Source organism: Rhodobacter maris (genome assembly GCF_900217815.1).
In the GTDB taxonomy this organism is placed as follows: Bacteria; Pseudomonadota; Alphaproteobacteria; order Rhodobacterales; family Rhodobacteraceae; genus Rhodobacter; species Rhodobacter maris.
The window spans coordinates 114,235-138,914 of record NZ_OBMT01000007.1 but is presented as its reverse complement, the minus strand read 5'-3'; the positions used below and the strand labels follow the sequence as shown (position 1 = coordinate 138,914).

The window sequence follows — 24,680 nt, the reverse complement described above, 5'->3', positions numbered from 1 at the left end:
TGCCCGCGGCTTAGCCCGCCGGTTTGAAACATTCGTGACAATGCCAGCCATGCGCACCGGGCACCCAGAGCACGGCCTCGGCGTTCGTCAGCCGCCGATGCGGGGTGGCGGGGGCAAGTGCGGCGTGGATCTCGCGCGCGGTGCCGGAATGCGCGACAATCAGGAGCGGCTCGGCGCGGTCGATCCGGGCGAGCGCCGCGCGGACGCGGGCGCGGAAGGCCTTTGGCGATTCGCCCTCCGGGGGCGTCGCCTCGCGTTTCAGGATCGCGCGCGGCTGTCCCTCCCAGGCGCCCCAGTCGCGCTCGGCGAACCCGGCGACCGTCTGCGCCACGAGGTCGAGCCGCGCAGCAAGCGGCGCGGCGCTCTGGCGGGCGCGCAAAAGCGGCGAGGTCAGAATGCGCGTCAGCGGCAGATGGGCAAGGAAGGCTGCTGCCTGATCGGCCTGCAGATGGCCGCGCGGGCTGAGCGGCAGGTCGGTCTGGCCGCAGATGATATCGGCCGCATTCGCCTCGGTCTCGCCGTGGCGCATCAGAAGGAAGGCCCCGGGCGGAAGATCTATCGCCGGGCGCTCTACCATGCGAGCCGCCCCTGCTCCCCCCAGGGGCCGGGAAGCGCAGCCGCAAGCGCCGCGCGCGCGGCGGGCGGGGCGAAAGCGGGCAAGACGGTCTCGGCGCCGGTATCGCGGAGCATGGCGCGGAGTGTGGCAAGATCGGGATGCACGTTCCAGCGCAAAACCTGCGCCCGCCCCTCGGACACCCAATCCGCCGCGGGGGCGCCCGCAGCGAGATGGCCGGTGAAGAGAATGGGCACACTTTCGGCCAGCGCGCGCGGCCCGAGCGTTTCGGAAAGCCCCGAGCCGCAATTGGGCCCGCCCGCGACAATCACCCCGACGAGCGGGTCATCGGGCCCGATCCGGCGCGCCCGGTGCAAAAGCGTGCTCAGAGCCGCCGCCGCGCCGGGGGCGAGCCAGCCGGGTCGCGCCGCCATCACCTCCGCCACCCGCAAGGTTTCGGGGCAAAGCGACACCTCATGCCCCGCGGCAAGGCAGGCAAGCGCGATCTCGAGGCCGCGTCCGCCGGTCGGCGCGGGCAAAAGGCAGGGGCCGGAGCCGATCGCGGCCAGAAGCGCCGCGCGCTGATCGCGGAGCCGGGCGGGCTCGGCACCATAGGAACAATCGAGCACCGCAGCGCGCGCGGGAGGCAGCGGCCGGGCGGCGAAAAGCCCGCCCTCGGCGCAGTAATCGCCGCTGTAGACAAGCCCCCCGACGCCGCCGATGCGGAGCCAGACGGCCCCGGGCGCATGGCCCGCGGGGCCGGTCTCGACCGTGAGCCCGGCGATGTCCTGCCGACTTTCGAGCGGCAGGGCCTGCGCCAGAGCCGCGTTGCGGGCGAGCGCACGCACCGGCGCGGAGGCAAAGACCGGCGGGCGGCCGATCCGGTCGAGCCAGTCGAGCGCGCCGATATGATCTTCGTGGCCATGCGAGATCAGCACCGCGTCGATCCGCCCGATCCCCGCAGGCGGGATCGCGGGGCGTGCGGCATGATCGGGGCCGCGGCCAAGATCGAGCAGAAGCCGCGTCCCGCTCCTCTCGAGCAGGAAACAGGCCGGGCCCTTGGCATCGAAGCCCCCGAGTGCGATGAGGCTGGTCATGCGGGCACGGTCCGCGCGGCGCTGGCGAGGGCTTTGGGCGCTACCTCGGCACGCGGCAGCACAAAGCCGCCGCGCAGCACGACCTTGAGGCGCGATCCGCGCGGCGTGGCGCGGTCGAGCCGCAAAGGCAGCGAGGCGACATCGGGCAGGTCGTCGAAAATGAGTTGGGCGAGGTGATAGCCATCCTCGAACCGACTTTCGAGCACGGTCGCGGGCAAGCCCATCGCCCGGCTTTGCGCAAGGTCGCGCGGATGCACACAGAGCCAGCCCGGCCCGGGCGGCGCAGTGCCCGGAAGCGTGATCTCCTGCCCGCCGAGGCGGATCCGGCAGCGGCCGGACTCTCGGGTCAACACAGTAACGGGCAAGGTGCGCCCCTGCCCCACGAAACGCGCCACCATCGGGCTTGCGGGTTCCTCGAACACCTGCTGCGGCGTGCCAAGCTGTTCGAGCCGGCCGCGGTCCATCACGCCGATCATGTCGGCCACCGCCATCGCCTCGTTCTGGTCATGAGTGACAAAGACCATGGTGCAGCCGGTTTCGGCATGGATGCGGCGGAACTCGGCGAGCATCGCGGCGCGCAGATGGGCATCGAGATTGGCAAGCGGCTCGTCGAGCAAAAGCACGCGCGGCCGCGCGGCGAGGCTGCGCGCGAGCGCGACCCGCTGGCGCTGCCCGCCCGAAAGTTCATGTGGGCGCCGGTTGGCCAGCGCGGCAAGGCCAACCTTGGAGAGCGCCTCCTCGACCCGGGTCAGCCGCTCGGCCTTTGCAAGCCGGTTCAGCCCGAAGGCGATGTTTTGCGCCACGCTCATATGCGGCCAGAGCGCATAGGATTGAAACACCATGCCAAGGCCGCGCGCCTCCGGCGGCGTGAACCGCCCGGGCCCGGCAACCTCTTCAGTGCCAATGAAAAGCCGGCCACCATCGGGGCGGTCGAGCCCCGCGATCTGGCGCAAAAGCGTGGTCTTGCCGCAGCCCGAGGGGCCCAGAAGCGCCAGAAATGTGCCTGAAGGGATCTCGGCGCTCACGCCATCGAGGGCCAGGGTTTCGCCAAAGCGACGACTCAGATTTTCGAAGACGAGCGCGGACATGACCCCGCGATACGCCCGCCATGTGACACTTTCGTGACACCTCCTCAGGCGGCGATGAAGCTTTTGACGAAGGGGGTGGAAGGATGGGCGCGGATGTCCTGTGGCCGACCGATCTGCTCGATCCGGCCCATCGACATGACGACGACCAGATCGGCCAGTTCCATCGCCTCTTCCTGATCATGGGTGACAAAGACGGTGGTGAGCCCGGTCTCGTCATGGATGTCGCGCAGCCCCTGCCTGAGCTCCTTGCGCACCTTGGCATCGAGCGCGCCGAAAGGTTCATCAAGGAGCAGCATCCTGGGCTCGATGGCGAGCGCGCGGGCCAGGGCAACGCGTTGGCGCTGCCCGCCCGAAAGCTGCGAAGGGTAGCGCTGCGCGATTTGGGGAAGCTGGATCAGATCAAGCAGCTTCGTCACCCGGCGCGCGATCTCGGCTTTCGGCGGCCGGGTCGCACGCGGGCGTGCCTTCAGCCCGTAGGCGATGTTCTCGAACACCGTCATATGCCGGAAAAGCGCGTAACTCTGAAACACAAAGCCCGCACGGCGCTCCTGCACGCTGAGCCCGGTCGCATCCTGACCGTCAAAAAGCACGCGCCCCGAGGAGGGAAATTCGAGCCCGCCGAGAATGCGCAAAAGCGTGGTCTTGCCCGAGCCCGAGGGGCCGAGCAGGGCCACCAGCGCCCCCGAAGGGATCGCAAGCGAGACCGGATGCAGCGCCGTGGTGGGGCCGAATTCCTTGGCGATTTCGTCGATGTCGATATGCATGGGAAACCTTTCAGCCCTGTGTGCGGCGCGCATGCAGCCGCTCGAGCAGCGTCTTGACAAGGAGGGTGAGAAGGGCGAGCGCACTCAGGCAGGCGGCGAGCGAGAAGGCGGAAACCGAGAGATATTCGTTATACATCATCTCGATGGTGATCGGCATTGTCGCGGTCTGGCCGCGGATCTTGCCCGAGACCACCGCCACCGCGCCGAACTCGCCCATTGCGCGGGCATTGGCCAGAAGCACGCCGTAAAGGAGCGCCCAGCGGATATTGGGCAGCGTCACGGTGCGAAAGACGCGCCAGCCGCCCGCGCCGAGGGTCAGCGCCGCTTCCTCCTCGGCGCGGCCCTGCTCCACCATCACCGGGATCAACTCGCGCGCAACGAAGGGGAAAGTGACGAAAAGCGTGGCGAGCACGATGCCGGGCAGCGCGAAGATCACCGGATGCCCCGAGGCAACAAGCCAGCCGCCAAGGGTTGCATTGGCACCAAAGAGAAGCACGAGGCAGAGCCCGGCCACGACCGGCGAGACCGAAAACGGCAGATCGATCAGCGTGATCAGGAAGGCCTTGCCGGGAAAGTCGAATTTCGTCAGGAACCAGGCGGCGGCAATACCGAAGGCGGCGTTCACCGGCACCGCGATGGCCGCCACGGTGAGGGTGAGCCGGATTGCCGCGCGCGCATCGGGGCTTGCGAGGCTCTGGAGCGCTGCGCCCGCGCCCTTGGCGAGCGCCTCGGCAAAGACCACGGCCAGCGGCGCGAAAACGAAAAGCGCCAGCGTCGCGAAGGCAAGGCCGATCAGCACGCGGCGCGCGGGCGGCGCCTCGGTCACAGCGGGGTGGCGGACAAGCGTCAGCTCAGACATCGCCGATCCTCCTGCGGCTCCAGATCTGCACGAGATTGATGGCAAGCAGCATCGCAAAGCTGATCGCCAGCATCGCCAGCCCGATCGCCGCGGCGCCCTTGTAGTCGAACTCCTCAAGCTCGATCACGATCAGAAGCGGCGCGATTTCGGTGCGCATCGGGATATTGCCGGCAATGAAGATCACCGAGCCGTATTCGCCCACCGCGCGGGCGAGCGCGAGGGCAAAGCCGGTGAGTGCGGCAGGCATCAGCATCGGCCAGATCACGCGGGTGAGCGTGGTGAGCCGCGAGGCGCCAAGCGTGGCCGAAGCCTCCTCGACCTCGCGTTCGATCTCCTCGATCACCGGCTGCACGCTGCGCGCGACAAAGGGCAGCCCCACGAACATCAACGCGAGAAAGATCCCTCCCTGGGTATAGGCGATCTTTGCGCCGAACCCGGCCGCCACCGCGCCAAACGGGCCCGAGGGCGCGTAAAGCGCGGTCAGCGCGATCCCCGCCACCGCGGTGGGGAGCGCGAAGGGCAGATCCACCGCGGCATCAAGGAGGCGCCGCCCGGCAAAGCGGTAGCGCGCCAACACCCAGGCAAGCAGGGTGCCAAGCACAAGGTTCACTGTGGCCGCGAAAAAGGCGAGGCGGAACGAGAGCCCGAGGGCCGCGAGCACGCGCGGGCGGCTCACCGCCGCCCAGAGCGCCTCGGGCCCCATCACCGCGCCCTGCGCCACCAGCGCGCCGATCGGCGCCAGCACCACGAGCGAGAGCATGGTGAGCGTGATGCCCATGCTCAGCCCGAGCCCCGGCATCGGCGAGGAATGGATCAGCGGTTCGCGCATCATCCCCTCACTTCGCGGCATAGATCTGGTCGAAGATCCCGCCATCGCCGAAATGCTCGGGCTGCACCTTCGCCCAGCCACCGAAATGCGCGATGTCGACAAGCTCAAGGCGCGGGAAGCGGGCCACATCCGCGGGGTCGGCGGCCGAAGTATCCCAGGCGCGGTAGTAATGCTTGAAGGCAAGCGCCTGCGCCTCGGGCGTATAGAGGAAGGTCAGATAAGCCTCGGCCAGGGTGCGCTGTTCGGGCGTTTTCAGGTTTTCATCCACCAGCGCCACCGGCGGCTCGGCCAGAACCGAGATCGAAGGCACGACGATCTCGAATTGGTCGGGGCCAAGCTCCTCAAGCGCAAGATAGGCCTCGTTCTCCCAGGCGAGCAACACATCACCGATGCCGCGCTGCGCAAAGGTGGTGGTGGCGCCGCGCGCGCCGGTATCAAGCACCGGCACATGCGCGAAAAGATCGTGCTCGAAGGCCTTGGGATCCTTGCCGTTCTTCTCGGCCCAGGCCCAGGCGGCCAGGTAGTTCCAGCGTGCGCCACCCGAGGTTTTCGGGTTCGGCGTGATCACCTCGACCCCGTCCTTCACCAGATCGCCCCAGTCGGAAATCTCCTTCGGGTTGCCCTTGCGCACAAGGAAAACGATGGTCGAGGTATAGGGCGCGGAATTGTGCGGCAACCGCGCCTGCCAATCGGCGGGCAGCTTGCCGGCCTTGGCGATCTTGTCGATGTCGGAGGCGAGCGCGAGGGTGACGACCTGGGCATCGAGCCCCTCGATCACCGCACGCGCCTGCGCCCCTGAGCCGCCATGCGAGGTCTCGAGCTCGGGCGCCGCATGGCCTTGCTTGACCCAGAAGTCGCTGAAAGCGGCGTTCACATCGCGGTAAAGCTCGCGCGTCGGGTCATAAGAAACATTGAGCAGCTTCTCCGCCGAAGCCTGCGGCGCAGTCGCGCCAAGCGCCCCGAGACCCAGCGCCAGAATGAGTGCCGTCGTGCGCATCAGCCGGGTGATCGGCCAGCCGGTGAGTCGCAGCGCGCCATCGGAAATGGTCACACGGCCATCGGCATGGGTTTTGGTCAGACGCCCCTGTGCGGTGATGTGGCGCGACAGCTCGATCGTGGCAAGCATTGGAATTCCTTTCAGAATGCAGAATCCGGGAAGACGGGACGCGCGTCGAAGCGCCAGCGCCCGGGATCGCGATTGCGCAACAGCGCAGTTGCGGCCTCCTCGGGCGCACGGGTGAAGAGAACGAGCACCTCGCCACCGATCCGATGCGGTCGGCCGGTGGCGATATCGATCAGCGAAAGCGCAAGCAGGGGGCGGCTCATCATCCCCTCCCCGAGGCTCGGAGCGTCGCGCGGAGCATCGGCCGGTGGCCGAGGTGGCGCGGCATCGGGCAGAGCGCGTCCAACCGCGGGCAAGCCGCGATACGGGCAGATGCGGGGGCGACGAACAGGCTCATGGGCGTCTCCTTGCTGACAGGTCCATCCGATGCAATAAATCTCTATCGGATTTGTCGTGTTAGCAAGAAAATAATCTCGCCTTTGTCCGTCGTGATTTTAGGATTTTTTTCTCCGCGGGCTCGAAAGATATGCACAAAAGCCCCGCAATGCGGGGCTTATCCATTTGTTTTCAGTTGTTTTTTAGCTTTCGAGCAAGGTTGCGCCGGCGCCGCCTGCCTGCAACATGTCTTCCAGCGTGAGTGAGTCGATCAGCACGAGATAGGACCAGAACAGCTCCGCAAAGACCTTGCGAATCCGGCAATCCTCCTCGCTCTCGCAATCATCACAGCGCTGATAGGCGCTCCGCGAGAGGCAGGGCAGTGGCGCGATCGGCCCGTCGATCCGGCGCAGAAGCTCCGAGATCGACACCTCACGCGGCGCCTTGAGCAAGCTGTAGCCCCCGGCCCGGCCACGCACCGAACTGACCACGCCCGCCTTGCGCAGATCGAGAAGAATATGCTCCAGAAACCGCTTCGGCGTGCCAGAACGGGTGGCGATCTCCTCGATCGTCAGCGGCTGCGGCGTCTCGGCACGGCGTTCGTCGGCCAGAACCAAGAGTGCCTTGAGCGCATATTTCATCTTCTGCGTGATCATGGCCCAGCATTACGGGCAGCGATGACGCAAATCAACGTCGATCTGGTCGAGATTGCGCCCTGCCCGACTGCACCGCTTATACACGATAATCACGATAGACTTTTTAAAAAAAATCGTCATGCTGACCCGGCGATGGAGGGGAAGATGCCGGAACTCGACTTGATCGACCGCAAGATCATCGTCCAGTTGATGGAGGATGCAACGTTGCCGGTGGCGCTGATCGCCGATCGGGTGGGGCTGTCGCAAACGCCCTGCTGGAAGCGCATCCGCCGATTGGAGCAAAACGGGGTGATCCCCCGCCGGGTGGCGCTTGCCGATCCAGCGGCGCTCGGCATCCAGGTCGAAGCCTTCGTGCTGATCGAAGTTTCCGAGCAGGGGGCCGAGGCGCAGGCGGCGCTTTGTGCCCTGCGTGCGGAAACGCCCGAGGTGATGGAAATCTGGCGGATCGCGGGCGAACACGATTACCTGCTGCGCATCGCCGCCCCCGATATCGCAAGCTTCGATGCGATCTGCCACCGGCTCCAGACTCGCGTGCCGCTGCGCCGACTCAATGCCCATCTCGCGCTTGAGCGGATCGCCTTCACCACGGCTTACCCTCTCGACACTCATCCGTGAGCGGGCTCCCGGCTTTGCGCCAGAGCCGGGAGGATGCAGGCCCCCGGCGGGTCGCTTCGGCCCTGCTGGAGCGAACGTCCCTTCCCGGGCAGATCAACTGTTGGGCTGCGGAAACTGGCGCCGGTATTCGCTTGGAGACACGCCGACTTCCTTCTTGAACGCCTTGCAGAAATAATTCGCGTCCTGATAGGCGAGATCGAGCGCCACATTGACGATCGGCAGGCTTGAGCCCTCGAGCAGCTCTTTGGCCCGCGCGATCCGGCGTTGCTTCAGATAGGTAATGAAGGTCATGCTCATCTGCTTGTGGAACAGGCGGCTCAGATAGCAGGGGCTGACATGGGCATGATCGGCCGCGTCCTCAAGCGTCACCGATTTATGCAGGTTCCGCTCGATATAGTTGCGCACCGTCTCGATCCGCGCCGCGGCCGAGGTGCCCGGCTCCTCGTCGTCGGCAAACAGCAGATCGGTGATCTCGCTGAACAGTTCCTGCAGCTTGTAATGATTGCGCGCCTCAAGCCGCTGCGCGGTGAGCGCCTCAAGCTTGCGCGCAATTGCCTCGGGCAGTGTCCGACCGGAACAGGCAACGAGTTCGGTGAGAATCTGCGACAGATCCAGCACTCCCTGTCGCGGCGCGGCCTCGCGGCGGGCATGGAGCGACTCAAGCTGGCGGCGCACCAGCATCAGGCAATCGCGATAAGCATGCGTTTCGACCAGCCGCTCGATCTCGGCCCGCAGCGCTTCCGGGTCGCGCATCGCCTCGGCGCCGCCCCCCGCGGCAGGCTCGGACAGCGGCGGCACCGCGGCGGGCGCGGCGGGCACCGCACGCAAGCAATTCTCGACCGCTTTCAGGAGCGCCTCGGTGCGCACCGGCTTGAGCAAAAACCCGTCTGCACGCAGCTGGATTGCCGCCTGCATGATCTCGAAATGGTCATAGGCGGTGACGATCAGCACCTTTGTGGCGAGCCCGCGTTCGCGCAGCATCTCCAGAATTTCGAGCCCGCTCGGGCGCGGAATGCGGATGTCGAGCAACATCAGGTCGATCGAGCGGCTCTCGATCAGCCGCACCGCCTCGGCGCCGTTCTTCGCCTCGCCCACGACCTTCACGCCGGGCAGGTTGCGCTCCAGAATGGTGCGCAGCGCGCGCCGCTCCAGCTCTTCATCCTCGACGATGGCGATGTCGAACATTCGGTCTTCCTTGGTCTTTGCCCCGCGTCTCTGAAACCGTCAGAACGCGCAGGGGTCGAAATCCTGCGGGATGCGCAGCCGCACCAGCGTACCGCGACCCTGCCGGAACGGGCTGACGATCTCGAGCCCGTGGCTGTCGCCGAAGTAATGCTCCATCCGCGCATGGATATTGTAAAGCCCGATGCTCTTGCGCCCGCCATGGTCGGCCTCACCGCGCAACACCTCAATGCGGCGTTCGGCACTGATGCCGGGGCCGTTATCGACCACATCGACGATCACATCGGTACCGTCGCGGTAGAGCGAAACCTCGATCAACCCGCCGCTTTCCATCGGCTCGATCGCATAGTTGATGCAGTTTTCCACCACCGGATGCAGCACCATGAAGGGGCACATCACGCGGTCGAATTCTTCTGTCGGATCGACATGAAAGTTGAATCGGTCGCCAAGCCGGATCTTGAGCAGATAAAGGTAGTTGCGCACATGGTCGAGCTCGGTGCGCAGCGGCACGAATTGCGACCCCGAGCGTTTGAGGATGTAGCGCATCATATCGGCGAAGGCATGCACCGTGGTCTCGGTTTCGGGCGCGCCCTCAACCAGCGCGAGACGGCCGATCGTGTTGAGCACATTGAACAGGAAATGCGGGTTCACCTGATAGGAGAGCGCCTGCAGTTCCGCCTCGCGCAACAGCCGCTCCAGCTCCGCGCGGCGCTGCGATTCCTCAGCGAGCCGCAGGTTCTTGGCGTAAAGCTCCTGGGTGACATTGTTGGAATAGCTCTCCTCGACGATATGCGAGGCGATGTAATAGAGCGAATAGGCCGCCGAGCGCAGCCGCTCATAGGTGATCTCGCCGATCTTGCCATGCATGTCGAGCAGCGCCGGATCCTCGCTCCAGGAGCCCTCGGTGGGGAAGATATTGGACAGATCGACCAGACCGGGGCTGTCATTCTCAGCAAGCTTCACCTGCCCGCAGATCACTGCGCCCAGATATTCGCCGCGCATGATGATGGGAGCGGCAAAATCGACAAGCCGACAATGGCATTTGTAGATCGCCGGATCGCCGGTCGAAAGCGCGGTGCGCCCGCCCACCGCATCGCAATGAAAGCAGCGCTCACGCCATTCGGGCCGCGAGCGCACCGCCTGACAAAAGGCCGAAAAGCCGGAGGGCTTGGTCACCGGAACGCCTTCGGGGTCGACGATCACCATCGCCACGCCGACAGCGGCAGAGAAATTGTCCTGCACCTTCTGCAGCATCTCGGTGCTCATCAGATCGGCAAGCTTGCGTCGGCGCGCCGCCTTCTCTGCCCGCCGCGCCGGATCAACCGGCACTCCGCTCTCCGAGGCGAGCCGCGCGCCGCCCGCACCGAAAGACAAAACCTCCTGCACCGACCCGGCAGGATGTCCGAACGGTATGCCACTTCCCATGCCAACCCCTTCCGCTCTGGCTGCTCCGAGGTTGCAGCCCGGAGCCGACCCGGCACGGAGCCCGACAGACGTCCTTGATCGGGAACCCCGTCGCCACGATGCCCCGGCGCCTCCGAAGCATGCTCCGATCCCCGTTCCGACTCGGTTTTCGTTGCCCCGGAGATTAGCGCAAACAAGGCTTTCGCAATTGACTTAGCGCAATTTTTTGCGCCCGGATTGCATATTTTTCGCCCCTTCCGTCCACCAAGATACCGATTTAAAAGATTGGTGGAAACTTACTATCCGCCAATCATGCATTTGAGACCCGCAGCCTCGACCGCAGCCTTGAGCGGCGCAACCGCTTCGGGGCGCAGATCCTTCATACCGTCGAGCGGATAGCTGCGGCCCAGCAGGGTATATTTGTTCTCGCCGAAGCTGTGATAGGGCAGCAGATGCACCGTGCTCACCTTCGGCATCAGCGTCGCGAAATGGGCAATCGCGCCGATCTCGGTGACGTTGTCGTTCACCCCCGGCACCACCGGCACGCGGACCACCGGATTGGGGCTCAGCGAGGCCGCGATCAGCGCGTTCTCAAGGATGATGCGGTTGTCGACGCCGGTATTGGCCTGATGCACCGCCGGGTTGACCGCCTTGATGTCCATAAGCAGGTGATCGACATGGGGGATCACGTCGCGGATGATCTCGCGCGTGGTGTAGCCCGTGGTTTCCATCGCAGTGTTCCAGCCCTGCTCGTGGCAGGCCATCAGGATCTGTTTCGCAAAGGCATGCTGCATCAGCGGCTCGCCGCCCGAGAGCGTCACCCCGCCGCCCGAGCGGCGGTAATGGATCGCATCCTTGCGCAGCTCCTGCATCACCTCGGCAAGGCTCATGCGCTTGCCGGTACGTTTGAGCGCCTCGGTCGGGCAGACCTTGGTGCATTCGCCGCATTTGATGCATTTGGAGCGGTCGACAAAGCCCGGATTGGCCTTCGATAGCGCCTGCACCGGGCAGACGGGCACGCATTGTCCGCAACCGATGCAGGCCGAGGCGCGGAAGAAGAGTTCCGGTTCCGGCGCCTGCGATTCAGGGTTGGAGCACCAGCGGCAGCGCAGCGGGCACCCTTTGAGGAAAACGATGGTGCGCACCCCGGGCCCGTCGTGAATGGAATAGCGCTGGATGTCGAAAACCGTGCCTTCGGCTGTGAAATCGAGCTCGGACATGGGGGATTCCTTCCTTAAGTCGGGCCTTAAGTCTGGCTGCCGCGGTGCGGTGGCTCAGAAACCGGGGCCATTGGCCGCTTCGATGGCAGAGATCGCGGCGCGCACGGCCGAGGTCTCGCCCAGCACGGCGAGGGTGGTGGTGGTCTGCGGGCAGGTGCCGAACAGTTCCACCGTCAGCACATTCGCCGCCTTGCCGGCGATATCGGCGAAATAGAACATGTCGGGGATACTCACCTGCAGAAACCCGATCGACGAGACAGGGTTCTCTTCCACCCATTTGCGCACATGCGGCGCGACGCGGCGCGCCAGCATGTCGAACAGGTTTTCCTGCGGGGCGTTGATGATGCGGATCTGCATGGGGAGTATCCTCGAACTGGGGGCCTCAGCGCACGTTGAGCGCTTCGACCATCACGCATTTGCGGCGACGCGCGAAGGAGCGCGCCGAGGTGAGCCCCTCGCCGGTCGGCCCGGCGATAGTGAAGGTGGTATAGCCCTCGCCGCCCACGCCAATGCCCGCGTAGGAGGGGCCGTTCTTCACGAAGATCGTGGTCTGGATCAGCTTCGCCATCTTCGTGAGCTTGCGCACATTGGTGGAGTGCATGATCGCGGTATGGCGGTTGCCATGCTCAAGATCGACAGCCAGATCAATGGCCTCGTCGACATCGGGCACGCGCACGAGCGGCAGGATCGGCATCATCAGCTCTTCCTGCACGAAGGGGTGATCCTTCGTGGCTTCCATCAGCACCAGCCGCACTTCGGGGCCGACCTTGACGCCGACCTGATCGAGCAGCCAGACCGCGCTCTTGCCGACGCAATCGGTTTTCGGCCCGCCCTTCTCGGTCAGAACCCGCGCCTCAAGCTTGGCGATCACCGCGGGGTCTTTCACCAGATAAGCGCCATTGCGGCACATCTCGGAGATCAGGAAATCCGCCACCTGGGTGACGACGATCGCTTCCTTCTCGGCGATGCAGGGCATGTTGTGATCAAAGCTTGCGCCATTGACGATGTCGAGCGCCGCTTTCGGGATGTCGGCGGTCTCATCGACCACCACCGGCGGGTTGCCCGCGCCCGCCCCGATGGCTTTCTTGCCGGTGGACATCACCGTGCGCACAATCGCCGGGCCGCCGGTGGCCACGAGCATCCGCACCTTGGGATGCGCCATCATCGCATTGGTGTTCTCGATCGAGGGCGCCTGCACCGTGACCACAAGGTTCGCGGGCGCGCCAAGCGCGGCCAGCTTGCGGTTGATCAGTTTGATCGCGAGGAGCGAGACGCCGCGGGCGCGCGGATGCGGGCTGAACACCGCCGCATTGCCGGCCGCAAGCATGCCGATGCCGTTGCAGATGATCGTTTCGGTCGGGTTGGTCGTCGGAGTGATCGCGCCGATCACGCCATAGGGCGAGAGTTCCACGAGGGTGAGCCCGTCATCGCCGCTTTGCGCTTCGGTCACCAGATCCTCGATGCCGGGGCTGTTTTCGGCCGCAAGCCGGTTCTTGATGATCTTGTGCTCGACATTGCCCATGCCCGTTTGCTCGACGGTGAGGCGCGAGATCCGCTCAAGGATCGCCGGGTCGGTGAAAATGCTCCGGATACCGTCCACAAAGCGCTTGCGGTCCGCCATCGAGCAGAACAGGTATTTCTTCTGCGCCTCGGCAGCGGCGTTGATCGCCGCGTCCATCGTTTCGAAAATGCCGTCGCCCAGCTCCACCGCCTCGGCGTCCGAGATCGAGAGGCAACCGGTAGCGCCCTTGCAATCGCCGGTCTTGCAGCAGGAGCAGTTGCGCTCGCTCAGCGCCCGGGTGAGGATGCCGCCGATGATGTCATCCATCGGATCGGCCGGTTTCGTCGCTTCCCAGACGCAGCCTTCGATCGAGGGTTTGTGAGAGGGGGCCGTCGGAGAGGAGGCACCGGGGGCGGGCGCGGCCGCCCCGGTATAGCCGCTCAGCACGCGGGCCACGGCGTCTTCGATATCGCTGTCTTTCATCTTCCTTGTCCTTTCTCGAGGGCCGCGCCCCAATGTCCTGCGATCGCCGCACGGGCGATCTGCATGTCTTCCGCGACGCTGCCGCCGCTGATCCCGATGGCGCCAAGCACCGCCGCACCCGCCCGGATCGGCAGGCCGCCACCAAAAAGCACGAGCCCGCTTTCCGCCGCGCCGAGGCCTTCGAGCATCCCGCCCGGGGCACACAGAAGGCCAAGTTCGTCCGTGCCCATCCGGTAGCGCGCCGCGGTGCGCGCCTTGGCGGGCGCGAGCACGCTCGAGGCGGGCAGCGCGCCTTCCATCCGATGGAAGAGAAGCGCCTCGCCGGCCCCGTCGCACAGCGCCACGCAGACCGGAACACCCATATGCCGCGCCTCAAGTTCGGCGCGCGCAGCGATCCGGCAGGCGTCGAACAGCACGAGCGGGCGGCGCGTGGCCAGTTCGGTAGCAAGAATGCGGTCGATCAGCGCCATGGCTCAGACCCCGACTTCCGGCCGGCATTCGACCGTATCGACAATGCCGACGATCGAGGCGTCGACCACGGAGTGATCGAAGGTGCCGGCAAAGCGCCCCGCCGAGCCCGTGGTGATGATCACCGTTTCGCCATCGCCCGCGCCAACGGTATCGACCGCCACCTCGGTATCGTCATAGGGCGCAAGCCGCGCGTCGAGGCGGCACACGATCAGGAGTTTCGCGCCCGCAAGGCTCTGGTCCTTGGTGGTGGCGACGACCCGTCCGATGACTTTAGCCAGATACATGATCGCTCCTCACTCTCTGATCAGCCGGATGCCGCGCGCCGACAGGATGTCGGAGGCGAGCGGCGTCAGCCGCACCGCGCGGCCCAGCCGCAATTCGGGGCCGGGGCAGGCGCGCGCCTGCTGCCAGCCCAAAATGCCCGTCTGCTGCGCCGGGGCCGCCATCGCGGCGGGCGTGCCCTGAACCGTCGCGGCCAGCCGCGTCGCCCAGCACAACTCCACGCCCTGCGCCGCAATCTCCTCCAGATGGGCGGACATCATCGCCCGGCGCGCGGCGTTTTTGGGCGTGAGCCCACGCGCTGCGCGCTCGCGCGATGCCGGGCAGACGCCATCGCGCGCCGCGACCACGCGCAGCCCGCGGTCGAGCGCTTCGCCCAGCACCCGCGAGGGCAGATCATCGGCAATGCCGGTGGCGAGTTTGGCCGCGGTCGAAAGGCTCAGCGCAGGCACCAGCACAAGGCCAAAGCGCGTGAGCCGCGGCGCGGCCTCCGCCTCGGGCAACCGCAGCCGCGGCGCGAGCCCATCGCGCATCTCGGGCGCGGCGAGCCAGTCGCCGGTCCAGCCCGCCGCGCTGAGGGTCTCGAGCCCGGCCAGCGCCGGTTCAAGCCCCAGATCGGTATCGGAAAAGACGACGAGCGCCCGGCGCGAACGCGCCTTCAGCGCGGCCACGATCCGGTCCGAGAGCGCGTCGATCAGGATGCGGTCGAGATCCATCACCGCCCCTCCCCGGCAAAAAGCGCGATACCAAGCGGCGTCACGAGCAGCGGTTCGGCGGGCTTGATCACCCTGCGCCCGAGCCGCGCCGCGAACACCGCGCCAAATTCCTCAAAGCTGCAGGCCCCGCCCACAACATGGACGGTGTCGAGTGTCGGATAGCGGTCCACCACCCCGGCAACGATCGCGGCCATCTTGTCGACCACCGGGCGCACCAGCGCGAACACGTCCCGCGCCTGCGCCGGGTCGAGCTTCATCGCCTCGGCCGCGGCCAGATCGAGCCGGAGCGCGCCCGCGAGCACCAGGGTCATATGCGTGCCGCCCGTCGCCTCGTCGACCGAGGCGAGCACCGTGCCGCCGCGCAGCACCGAAATGCCGGTGGTGCCGCCGCCCACATCGACCACGGCGCCATCGGTGACGCCAAGCACCCGCGCCGCGGCAACGGGCTCATCGACGATGCAGGCAAGCTCGAAATCGGCAGCCTCGATCACATTGCCGATCGCCTTGGCGGCGCCCGGGTGGATGCCGGGGGGAATGGCGGTCGCCGCGCGCAGGAGCTTCTCGCCCAGCCGCGCCTCAAGCTCCGCCTTCATTCGCCGCACCGCACGCACCGTGCCCGCGTAATCGACCACGATCCCGTCGCGGATGCCGCCCGAGCGTTCGGTCAGTCCCGCCACCGGGCGGCTCGCCGCATCGGTGACGGCAAGCACGAGGTTTGCCGTGCCCAGATCGACGCCGACCCGGAGCGGGCCCGCGGCGCGCTCTTCGCGGGGCAGGATCGCGCCCTCCCGCAGAAGGGCGCCGAAGTCGCGCAGGATGTCGTCCGGGCCGGGCATGGCGCTCTCCTCAGGCCTTCAGGATGCGCACGAGCGCATCGTTTTTCAGCCCGAAGGCATTGGCTTCCTCAACGTCGATATGCATCTCGGTGGCCGAGACCTCGTCGGAACGGATCGCCACATTGCGCATGATGCCGCCGCGCGGGCCGGTCACGTCCACATCGACCGTGTCGCCGTTTTTCAGCCCAAGGCGGGAAGCATCGGCGGGCGCCATGTGGATGTGGCGCAGCGCAACGATCACGCCCGCGTCTTTCACCACCGCGCCTTTCGGGCCAACCACGGTGAGGCCCGCGGAGCCTTCAAGCTTGCCCGACATCCGCATCGGCGGCTTGATGCCGAGCACGAAACCATCGGCGACCGAGACCTCGATCTGAGTTTCCTTGCGGAGCGGGCCGAGCACCCGGACCTTGCCGATCTCGCCCTTCGGCCCGCGCAGGATCACGGTTTCCTCGGCGGCATATTGGCCGGGCTGTTTCATCGCCTTCATCCGGGTGAGGCTCGCGCCCGGCCCGAACAGGATATCCATGTCGGGGCGAGACAGGTGGATGTGGCGGTTCGAGACCCCCACCGGCACCAGCGCCGGATCGGCCGCGACGGGGGTCGCCGCGGCGGCCTGCCCCTGGGCCAGAACTTCGGCGAGGATGCGCTCGATCAGGGGGGTGGTGATGTTCATTCTACTTGTCCTTCAGGGTCGGCACGGATCAACGGTTCTTCGGTCCCTTGACCGGCCGCGACGGGCGCGGCGGGCTCGGTTGGGGCGCGGATTTCGGTGCCGGGGCAGATGCGGAGGCCGGTTCAGCCTCGGGCTGCGGTTCCGGGTCTTCCAGGACCACGGCGGCCGGTTCGGGCGCACCGTCAACCGGGGCTTCGGGTGCGGCCGGCTCGGGTTCGGGCTCGGGTGCCGCCTCCTCGGTTGCCTGGGTGCCGGATGCGTCCGAGGAAGACGCATCCGGCAGGTTCGGCGCCTTCTCGGCGGGCGCCTCCGGGTGCGGAGCTGTGGCAGCGGGATAACCTTCACCGCTCCGGGCCCACCCGATCGTTTCGCGGCTCTCGACGATCCCTTTGAGACCGTCGGCGGGGCGTGCGATGACCCGGGTCGCCACGACCCGTCCGACGCGCCCCGCCGCCGCCTGCGCTGCCTCGATGGCGGCTTTCACAGCCCCCACATCGCCGCGCAGTTTTACCACCGCCATGCCGTCACCCTTGGTGAGTTCATAGCCGACAAGCGTGACATTGGCCGATTTGACCGCCGCATCCGCCGCGGTCACAGCCGCCGCCAGACCCGCCGTCTCGATCAATCCAAGGCTTTGTTCCGACATGACGATTTCCTTTCAGTCTCAGATGTGGGGGCTCAGATGTAGGGGGTGGTCGAGGAGACCAGTTCCGCCCCGTCGAGCGTGGACAGCACCTGCTTGCCGACATCGCGCGCGGCAATGATCGCTTGCCGCACGGCGCCGGAGTCGCCGGTGAAGCACAAGATCACCTCGTTCGAGAAGCTGGTGCCGCCGTTGCCGGGGGACGAATAGGCCACCGGCACGACCGTCGCGGCTTTCGCGGCGGTATCGGCCATCAGCACACCAATCGCGGCAGGCGCACCCACGGTGATGCCGAAGGCCTGGCCAAGCGGCGCCCCGAAGGCCTTGTTGAGCGCATAGGACGCGCGGGCGGTATACTGGAATTCCAGGTGACCGGCCGAGTTGCCGTAGACGTCGCCAAAGGTGCGGTTAAGCTCGGAGAGCGTAACCTCGACGGCGCGGCGCGCATCCGAGACATCTTCCGCGCCAAACAGGATCAGCGAGCCGTGGCCGGCACCGCCTTCGGTGTCGCGCGGCAGTTCGATCAGCACCACTTCGCTGTTGGTCGCCTTCACCGCTTCATCGGCGGCAAAGATATGCGGGCCTGCCCCGGTGCGCGCACCGACAATACCGATCGAGCGGTATTTCTTGTCGATCTTCATCTGCTCATGCAGCAGCGGATCGACATTGGCGATCACCAGACCGACGGTGTTGCCGATGGCAGTGCCGACGAATTCGGTGAGGTTGCAGGCTTTTTTCGGCGCGGCTTTGGGCGCGGCGGCTTCGACGGGGGCCGCAGCGGGAGCCTCGGGGCTCATCTTCCGCATCACCTCATCCATCAGTTTTTCGACAAGATCGTCTTTCATCGTCGATCCTCCTTCCTAGGGTCGGGCTCACAGGGCTTTCGCGGCCGGCAGGATTTTTTCCACTTCGGTGTGGGGGCGCGGGATCACGTGGACGGAAACGACCGACCCCACTTTTTCGGCGGCAACGGCACCGGCGTCGGTGGCGGCCTTCACCGCACCCACATCGCCGCGCACCATCACGGTGACGAGGCCGGACCCGATTTTTTCATAGCCGACCATGGCCACATTGGCCGATTTCACCATGGCGTCGGCGGCTTCGATGGCGGCGACCAGACCTTTGGTCTCGACCATTCCGAGAGCTTCTTGTTGCATGACTTACTCCTTGCTTTCCGGTCTGCAAAACGTTGGTTTCATTGGGGATAGATGGTTCATGATGCGATGTCGGCGCGTCCTCCCCACTCAGCCCCCGGCCCGGTCGAGGAGCTGCTCAAGCTCCGCAAGCGAGGGCCGGCGCGGGTTACCCGCGGTGCAGGCATCCGCCATTGCGGCTGCCGCAAGGTCGGGGATCGCCCGACGATATTCCCCGATGTCGAGGCCAAGGCCACGCAACGTGGAAGGGATGGCGAAGCGCTCGTTGAACGCTTCGATGGCACGGATCAGCGCGATCACGCCCGCGCGGGTGCCGGGTACGTCGAGCCCGACGCGCAGCGCGATGCGGGCATAGCGCCCCGCCGTTTCGCGGCAGCCCGGCGCGTCATCGACGAGCCCGGCATTCCAGGCGATCACATGCGGCAAAAGCACCGCATTGAGGCGCCCGTGCACCAGATGGAACCGCCCGCCCAGCGCATGGGCGAGGCCGTGGTTGATGCCGAGCCCCGCCTCGCTGAAGGCGAGACCGGCAAGGCAGGAAGCCTGATGCATCGCATCGCGGGCGGCCAGATCATTGCCGTTCTCGTAAGCTTTCGGCAGCGCCGCAAAGGCCAGCTCAAGCGCCTTTTCGGCAAAGGCATCGGTGAAGTTCGAGGCATTGCGCGCCACCACCGCCTCGATCGCATGGGTGATCACATCCATGCCGGTATCGGCGGTCACCTTGGGGGGCGCCGTGCGTACGAATTCCGGGTCGAGCAGCGCCACATCCGGGATCAGATCGGTGGAAATCAGCGGGAACTTGCGATTGTTGGCCGGGTCGGAGATCACCGCGAAGGAGGTCACTTCCGAGCCCGTGCCGCTCGTCGTCGGGATCGCGACGAGACGGATCCGGCGCGAGGTATCCATGCCGCGCACCACGGAGAGGATCGCCTTTGCCGCGTCGATCGGCGAGCCTCCGCCAAGGGCGAGCACCACATCGGGGCGGAAGTCGGCAAAGAGGCGCGCACCGGCGGCGACAGTGGCCAGCGGCGGTTCGGGAATGGCTTCAGCGAAGACCTTGACCTCGCACCCCCCCAGATGGGCCATCACCCGGTCAAGCGGGCCGGAGCAAGCCATGAATTCATCGGTCACGATGCCGACGCGCTGGCCACGGTAGGCTTCGAGGCGCTCCAGCAGCCCTTCGCCGAAAACGATCTCGGTGCGGGGCGTGAAACTTTGGTAGCGGGTCATCGGGACACCTGTTGCGCGAGAGGTAGGGCCCGGAGGGCATCGGCAGGGAGGGGAGAGGCGCCGATGCCCCCCGGAGGTCAGGTCCCGCCCTGGGCGGACGGGGCCTGCGGGAAGAGGATCAGAACTGTTGTTCCGTCCGGCTGATGATGTCGTCCTGCACTTCTTTCGCGAGCACGACGAACTGCGCCGAGTAACCGGCCACCCGCACCACGAGGTCATTGTAGTCCTCGGGGTTTTTCTGCGCCTTGAGCAGCGTTTCGCGGTCGATCACGTTGAACTGCACATGCATCCCCTTGTGGTCGAAGTAGGAGCGCACGAGCGAGGCGAAGTTCTGCAACCCGGTATCGCCTGCCAGAGCGGAGGGCAGGAATTTCTGGTTGTAGAGCGTGCCGTTCGAGGCGATGAAGTGGTCCAGCTTGGCGACGGAGTTCGCAGCGGCGGTCGGGCCGAGACGGTCCTTGCCCTGGCGCGGAGACACACCATCGGCGAGCGGAAGCTTGGCCGGGCGGCCATCGGGCAGCGCGCCCACATCCTTGCCGAAGAGCACGTTGGCAGACACCGGATAGATCCCGGCCTGGAACTGGCCACCCCGCGGGTTGGTGTATTTTTCCACTTCCTTGCAGTAGATCTGAGCGCATTTGCGGGCGATCAGGTCGACATCGTCATTGTCGTTGCCGAAGGCTTCGGCCGAGTCGAGCAGGCGGCGGATGCCGTCGTATTTCGGCGCACCGGCCGGGGCCGCCCCGGTGGCGAGGGTGCGATAGACCTCGTCTTTCAGCGCCGCGACATCGAGCGAGGCATTCGAGGCGAGAACTTTCTTCACCGCTTCGTAAACCTGCGCTTCGCTCATTTCGCCCGAGGGAGCATTGCTGCTCGCCACCATGCCGAAGTTCGCGTCGAGCGCTTCCTTCAGTTCCGCCATCGTCAGCTTCTTGCCGTCGAAGACGAATTTCTTCATCGCATAGACCGAGTCACCGGTGTCGGCGACGCCGAAGGCTTGCGGGCCGGTGAAGTTGTAGATCGCCCCACCTTCCTGCACCGACTTGCCGCGGCCCATGCAGTCATCGACCATCGCCGAGAGGAAGGGCAGCGGCGCCCGTTCGGCATGGGCGATGTCGACACAGTTGTCGGCTTCGGCCAGATATTTGACGAAGAAGGCCATTTGCCCCGAGAAGGCGGCATAGAAATCTTCGAGCGATTTCCACTCTTTCGCGTCGCCGGTGACCGGGCCGAGTTGCAGATCGCCCACCTTGCCGTTGTTGAGCGTGATCTCGAGCACCTTCGCCACGTTGAAGAAGGCCGCGTCGTGCCAGCCTTCGGTGCGGTGGATCGCCTGCGGTTCCACGCAGCCGACGATGCCGTAATCGCGGGCATCAGCGAGCGAGACACCCCGGTTTTGCAGCGACGGGATGATTACCTCGTCGTTGTAGACAGCCGGAACGCCGAGCCCGAGGCGCACCACTTCGGCGGCGCGGTGCAGGAACTCGTCGGGCGTGCCTTGCCAGACGCGGATCGAGAACGAGGGCGCCGGAAGGCGAACGTGAGCGACGGCTTCCATACACATGTAAGACACGTCGTTCGTGGCATCGAGCCCGTCTTCGGTTTGCCCGCCCACGCAGAGGTTCTGGAACACGGCATAGCCCGCGAAGGCCTGGGCCGAAACTTCATCGCGCGTCTTGTTGACGTCGTTGAGCTTGATCCAGATGCAGTCGACAAGCTCTTGCGCGGCTTCGCGGCTGATCGAGGTATCGGCTTTCAGGTAGGGATACATGTATTGGTCGAAGCGACCGGGCGAGATCGAGTGGCCCGAGCTTTCGATCTGCAACATGCACTGGATGAACCACATTGTCTGGCAGGCTTCCCAGAAGGTGGTGGCGCCATGTTCGGGCACGCGGCGGCAGTTCTTGGCGATTTGCTCAAGCTCGGCCTTGCGGGTCGGATTGGAGCAGGCTTTGGCCAGTTCCTCGGCCTTGTCCGCATAGCGATGCGCGAAATCGATCGCGGCTTTGTAGGCGATGATGACGGCGGTGTAGAACTGGTTTTTCTTGATCGCGTCGGGGTCTTTGTCGTCAAGGAATTCGCGACGCTTGATCGCTTCCATGATGACGCCGGAGAAGCCGATCTTCAGGATTTTGCCGTAGTCAACGCAGACGTGGCCGACGCCGCCGTAGAAGTAGTTGCCGACGGTGAAGACGCCGTTGGCCATGCAGTCCTTGGCCTTTTGCGACATATAGGAGGAGGCAAGGTCCGAAGTGGTGCGGCCGGGCCAGTATTTGAACGCTTCATGGAGCGCCGCGGCGGTTTCCTTCGGGATCTCGAACGGGTCGGCAACGCGGCCAGCCATCGTTTCGAACTCTTTTTCCACCCAGTCGAAGCTGAATTCGGGGCAGATTTCGGTCGAACGCGGGTTGATGGTGATCGAGCCCACGACAAGTTCGTCGTCGCGGATCGTGATCGGCAGTTCCGCAAAGATTTTTTCCACCACCCGGGCACGACGCAGGATCGGCGGCAGACCTTCGGTCGCCTTGTACGCTTCGGTGGCCAGCACCGCGCGTTCCGCCTCCACATAGGGCCGGGCGTTCAGGATCTGGTTTTTCAACCGCGTGATACGGTCGGTCGGTTTGGTGAAGCCCTTCTCAATCATTGCATCCTCCAGGCTGTGAAAGCTTCCCGGGCGCGCATGCCCGGAGAGCCGGTCAGGTCAGAATGTTCGGAGCGACGAGGCTCACGAAGGCGCGCATCAGGGTCTGATGCCCCGGCCATGCCGGTGCGCTCACGAGATTTCCGTCGACCACGGTTTGCTCCGGCGCGACTGCGACGAAGTGGGCTCCTGCCGCCCGCACTTCCGGCTCGACGGCCGGGTAGGCCGTCATCCGACGCCCGCGCACCACATCGGCGGCGGTCAGGAGCTGCGCGCCATGGCAGATCGCGGCCACAGGCCGGTTCTCCGTCATGAAGGCCCGCACGATGGCCAGCACCTGCGCATCCAGACGCAGGTATTCGCAGGCACGGCCACCGACGAGATAGAGACCGGCGTAGTCGTCCGGGCTGACCGTCGCAAAATGCGCGGTGAGCCGGAACAGATGGCCGGGTTTTTCCGAATAGGTCTGGTCGCCCTCGAAATCATGGATCGCGGTGCGGATCGTTTCGCCCTTGCGTTTGCCGGGGCAGACCGTATCGACCGTGAAACCGAGCATGCCGAGCGCCTGAAACGGAACCATCACCTCATAATCCTCGGAATAATCTCCGACGAGCATCAAGATTTTATGTCCAGTGAGGGGTTTCATGGTTTTCCGTTCCTGTGTCGGCCTTTTATCGGCGACTGAGGAAGAAATAGGCCCCGGGGTGGCGGATGGTCAACGAGACGGGCTTGACCAGCAGGGGGAATAACTTGCCCAGCGCCAGCCTTGACCGCTTTTTCCTTGCAACACAGGGGTTTTGCACGCGTCGTCTGAAAAGGCGAAAACGCGGCAGGACAAAAAAAGACACCAACGGGTGTTTTCTTGTCATCGCGGCGCAAGAGCGCCCTGCCCTGCGCCGCGCGGCGATGACAAGCGCGCACCGCGCCAGAGGCTTCCAAAGCGCTCAAATGCGCCCCAAGCCCTGCGGCGGGAGTACAGACGACTCGCATCGCTGTAAATTTAGAATATTAACTTCAAATACTTGATGACCACTGGCGCGGATTCCTGCCGTGCGGATTCGGCCTCCTGTCAAGAAACTACCCGCGAAGGCCAAGCCGCTCATCTTGATCCCCCGGATCGCCCGCGCGTAATTTGGTGCCTGATCGACATCGGCGCGATCGGAGGAAATCCCGCAAAATCGGGCCCGGGTGAGACTATCTGCGGAACATCGTTTTCGCGGTCGGGTTTCTTTTGCCTTGCGGAAAATCGCTCCGGAAACGGCTCCGGATAAATATCCGGTTTCGTAATAAACAAGAGTCATCCGGTTCAATTGCCACAGGCTCGGCCGGATATACAAGGAGACCAGAATGACACTGCTCGGTTTGCTCGTCGCCTTTGGCGGCGGTATATTCGGGGCCGCAATCGGTGCGCTCCCGGCTTTCACCTTCGTCGGCTTCCTGACGATGATCGGCGTGGCGATCCAGATGGCAGTCGCCCCCGAGGCCACCGATTTCTTCGGCATCCCCTTTGGCGCCTTTGGCCCGCACACGGGCGGCTTTGCTGCGGGCGTGGCCGCCGCCGCCTATGCCGCCAAGAAGGGCAAGCTTGATAGCGGGCGCAACATCGTCACCGCGGGCATGGGGCTCAACAGCCCGGACGTGCTCCTTGTGGGCGGCGTGTTCGGCGTGGTCGGCTATCTGATCTTCTGGGCGCTCACCTTTGTTCCGAGCTTCGGCCCGGGCCTCGCCTTCAGCGACCTTCCGGCCGTTGGCGTGGTGATCTCCGCCTTTATCGCGCGCTTCCTGTGGGGCACCTGCGGGCTTTGCGGCAAGGCCGATCCGGGCCGTGGCTTCTTCCACCCGACCGACGCCACCAAATGGCTGGTGTTCCAGTCGAGCTTCGCGCAGATCGTGGTGATCGGGCTTGGCGGCGGGCTCCTTGGCGGCTGGCTCGGCGTGACCCATGGTGTGCCCGGCGCGCTTCTGGCCTTCGGCATCGCGGCCTCGAGCCTTCTGTTCCTGACGCTGGGTGTGCTTACCCCCGTCTCGCACCACATCATGCTGCCCGCAGCCCTCGCGGGCGTCGCCTCCGGCAGCGTGATCTGGGGCGCGGTGATCGGCATCCTCTCGGCCTTCCTCGGTGAGTTCTTCGCCCGCGCCTTCCTGTGCCATGGCGACACCCATATCGACCCGCCGGCCTGCGCGATCGCGGTCATGACCTTTGCCGTCAACCTGCTGAGCTTCCTCGGCTTCTGGGCCCTGATCCCGCTTCCGGTCTGACCCGGCAGGGCCGGACCTCCGGCCGGCCCCGACCCGACCCCAGACGGCGCGACGCTTCGGTGCCGCGCCGTCCAGGACTTCCCGGCGGA

The 24,680-nt window shown here is 65.6% G+C and carries 27 protein-coding genes; 2 read left to right on the top strand and 25 right to left on the bottom strand.

Features of this window, described 5'->3' with window-relative positions; all coding sequences use genetic code 11:
* Nucleotides 1–10 precede the first annotated feature (10 nt).
* The 9 genes from CRO22_RS11345 to CRO22_RS11305 form a co-directional block, all read right to left on the bottom strand.
* Complete coding sequence (locus tag CRO22_RS11345) at nt 11–577, bottom strand: histidine phosphatase family protein (RefSeq protein ID WP_097070266.1); 567 nt, start codon at nt 575–577, stop codon at nt 11–13.
* Nucleotides 571–1,650 carry an MBL fold metallo-hydrolase gene (locus CRO22_RS11340; RefSeq protein WP_097070265.1) on the bottom strand — a complete coding sequence of 360 codons (1,080 nt, stop codon included), beginning with the start codon at nt 1,648–1,650 and terminating at the stop codon, nt 571–573. The genes CRO22_RS11345 and CRO22_RS11340 overlap by 7 nt, the downstream gene beginning before the upstream one ends.
* Nucleotides 1,647–2,738: an ABC transporter ATP-binding protein gene (locus tag CRO22_RS11335; protein WP_097070264.1), complete on the bottom strand. Its 1,092-nt coding sequence runs from the start codon at nt 2,736–2,738 to the stop codon at nt 1,647–1,649. Before CRO22_RS11335 ends, CRO22_RS11340 begins: the two co-directional genes overlap by 4 nt.
* A gap of 44 nt (nt 2,739–2,782) precedes the next feature.
* Nucleotides 2,783–3,502 (bottom strand): sulfate/molybdate ABC transporter ATP-binding protein, encoded by a 720-nt coding sequence (locus CRO22_RS11330; protein ID WP_097070263.1) that lies wholly within the window; start codon nt 3,500–3,502, stop codon nt 2,783–2,785.
* 10 nt (nt 3,503–3,512) lie between these two features.
* A complete protein-coding gene (gene cysW / locus CRO22_RS11325) occupies nt 3,513–4,361 on the bottom strand; it encodes a sulfate ABC transporter permease subunit CysW (protein WP_097070262.1) in 849 nt (282 codons plus the stop codon).
* Nucleotides 4,354–5,190, bottom strand: coding sequence for a sulfate ABC transporter permease subunit CysT (gene cysT, locus CRO22_RS11320; RefSeq protein ID WP_097070306.1), 837 nt, complete (start codon nt 5,188–5,190; stop codon nt 4,354–4,356). Before cysT ends, cysW begins: the two co-directional genes overlap by 8 nt.
* A gap of 7 nt (nt 5,191–5,197) precedes the next feature.
* Nucleotides 5,198–6,187: a sulfate ABC transporter substrate-binding protein gene (locus CRO22_RS11315; protein ID WP_097070305.1), complete on the bottom strand. Its 990-nt coding sequence runs from the start codon at nt 6,185–6,187 to the stop codon at nt 5,198–5,200.
* A gap of 140 nt (nt 6,188–6,327) precedes the next feature.
* A complete protein-coding gene (locus CRO22_RS11310) occupies nt 6,328–6,516 on the bottom strand; it encodes a hypothetical protein (RefSeq protein WP_097070261.1) in 189 nt (62 codons plus the stop codon).
* A gap of 315 nt (nt 6,517–6,831) precedes the next feature.
* A complete protein-coding gene (locus CRO22_RS11305; RefSeq protein WP_097070260.1) occupies nt 6,832–7,284 on the bottom strand; it encodes an Rrf2 family transcriptional regulator in 453 nt (150 codons plus the stop codon).
* Between the two features lie 144 nt (nt 7,285–7,428).
* On the opposite strand from CRO22_RS11305, the gene CRO22_RS11300 reads away from it, so the two are divergent.
* On the top strand, nt 7,429–7,899 hold the full coding sequence (locus tag CRO22_RS11300) for an Lrp/AsnC family transcriptional regulator (protein WP_097070304.1): 471 nt from the start codon (nt 7,429–7,431) through the stop codon (nt 7,897–7,899).
* 93 nt (nt 7,900–7,992) lie between these two features.
* Here the strand turns inward: CRO22_RS11300 and CRO22_RS11295 are convergent, their stop codons facing one another.
* From CRO22_RS11295 to CRO22_RS11220, 16 genes are all read right to left on the bottom strand, one after another.
* Complete coding sequence (locus tag CRO22_RS11295; protein WP_097070259.1) at nt 7,993–9,084, bottom strand: response regulator; 1,092 nt, start codon at nt 9,082–9,084, stop codon at nt 7,993–7,995.
* A gap of 39 nt (nt 9,085–9,123) precedes the next feature.
* Entirely contained in the window at nt 9,124–10,506 is a 1,383-nt protein-coding gene (locus tag CRO22_RS11290) for a sensor histidine kinase (RefSeq protein WP_245860954.1), read from the bottom strand.
* A gap of 278 nt (nt 10,507–10,784) precedes the next feature.
* Nucleotides 10,785–11,705, bottom strand: coding sequence for a glycyl-radical enzyme activating protein (locus CRO22_RS11285; RefSeq protein WP_097070258.1), 921 nt, complete (start codon nt 11,703–11,705; stop codon nt 10,785–10,787).
* A gap of 54 nt (nt 11,706–11,759) precedes the next feature.
* A complete protein-coding gene (locus CRO22_RS11280) occupies nt 11,760–12,062 on the bottom strand; it encodes a BMC domain-containing protein (RefSeq protein ID WP_097070257.1) in 303 nt (100 codons plus the stop codon).
* A gap of 25 nt (nt 12,063–12,087) precedes the next feature.
* Nucleotides 12,088–13,689, bottom strand: coding sequence for an aldehyde dehydrogenase family protein (locus tag CRO22_RS11275; protein ID WP_097070256.1), 1,602 nt, complete (start codon nt 13,687–13,689; stop codon nt 12,088–12,090).
* Entirely contained in the window at nt 13,686–14,159 is a 474-nt protein-coding gene (locus tag CRO22_RS11270; protein WP_097070255.1) for a GlcG/HbpS family heme-binding protein, read from the bottom strand. Before CRO22_RS11270 ends, CRO22_RS11275 begins: the two co-directional genes overlap by 4 nt.
* A 3-nt stretch (nt 14,160–14,162) precedes the next feature.
* Complete coding sequence (locus CRO22_RS11265) at nt 14,163–14,444, bottom strand: EutN/CcmL family microcompartment protein (protein WP_097070254.1); 282 nt, start codon at nt 14,442–14,444, stop codon at nt 14,163–14,165.
* A gap of 9 nt (nt 14,445–14,453) precedes the next feature.
* On the bottom strand, nt 14,454–15,155 hold the full coding sequence (locus CRO22_RS11260; RefSeq protein ID WP_097070253.1) for a hypothetical protein: 702 nt from the start codon (nt 15,153–15,155) through the stop codon (nt 14,454–14,456).
* Complete coding sequence (gene eutJ / locus CRO22_RS11255) at nt 15,155–15,991, bottom strand: ethanolamine utilization protein EutJ (RefSeq protein WP_097070252.1); 837 nt, start codon at nt 15,989–15,991, stop codon at nt 15,155–15,157. The genes CRO22_RS11260 and eutJ overlap by 1 nt, the downstream gene beginning before the upstream one ends.
* Before the next feature lie 10 nt (nt 15,992–16,001).
* Nucleotides 16,002–16,664, bottom strand: a complete 663-nt coding sequence (locus CRO22_RS11250) for a phosphate propanoyltransferase (protein ID WP_097070251.1) — start codon at nt 16,662–16,664, stop codon at nt 16,002–16,004.
* 28 nt (nt 16,665–16,692) lie between these two features.
* Entirely contained in the window at nt 16,693–17,310 is a 618-nt protein-coding gene (locus CRO22_RS19425; protein ID WP_097070250.1) for a BMC domain-containing protein, read from the bottom strand.
* Between the two features lie 32 nt (nt 17,311–17,342).
* Entirely contained in the window at nt 17,343–18,152 is an 810-nt protein-coding gene (pduB, locus tag CRO22_RS11240) for a propanediol utilization microcompartment protein PduB (protein ID WP_097070249.1), read from the bottom strand.
* 27 nt (nt 18,153–18,179) lie between these two features.
* Nucleotides 18,180–18,464 (bottom strand): propanediol utilization microcompartment protein PduA, encoded by a 285-nt coding sequence (gene pduA, locus CRO22_RS11235; RefSeq protein WP_097070248.1) that lies wholly within the window; start codon nt 18,462–18,464, stop codon nt 18,180–18,182.
* Nucleotides 18,465–18,551: 87 nt separating this feature from the next.
* Nucleotides 18,552–19,691 carry a 1-propanol dehydrogenase PduQ gene (locus CRO22_RS11230; protein ID WP_097070247.1) on the bottom strand — a complete coding sequence of 380 codons (1,140 nt, stop codon included), beginning with the start codon at nt 19,689–19,691 and terminating at the stop codon, nt 18,552–18,554.
* Nucleotides 19,692–19,809: 118 nt separating this feature from the next.
* Nucleotides 19,810–22,335, bottom strand: coding sequence for a glycyl radical protein (locus tag CRO22_RS11225; protein WP_097070246.1), 2,526 nt, complete (start codon nt 22,333–22,335; stop codon nt 19,810–19,812).
* Between the two features lie 52 nt (nt 22,336–22,387).
* On the bottom strand, nt 22,388–22,978 hold the full coding sequence (locus CRO22_RS11220) for a DJ-1/PfpI family protein (RefSeq protein WP_097070245.1): 591 nt from the start codon (nt 22,976–22,978) through the stop codon (nt 22,388–22,390).
* Between the two features lie 701 nt (nt 22,979–23,679).
* On the opposite strand from CRO22_RS11220, the gene CRO22_RS11215 reads away from it, so the two are divergent.
* The gene (locus tag CRO22_RS11215; RefSeq protein WP_097070244.1) at nt 23,680–24,591 is read left to right on the top strand and encodes a permease; all 912 of its coding nucleotides are present in this window, start codon (nt 23,680–23,682) and stop codon (nt 24,589–24,591) included.
* Nucleotides 24,592–24,680: the final 89 nt, after the last annotated feature.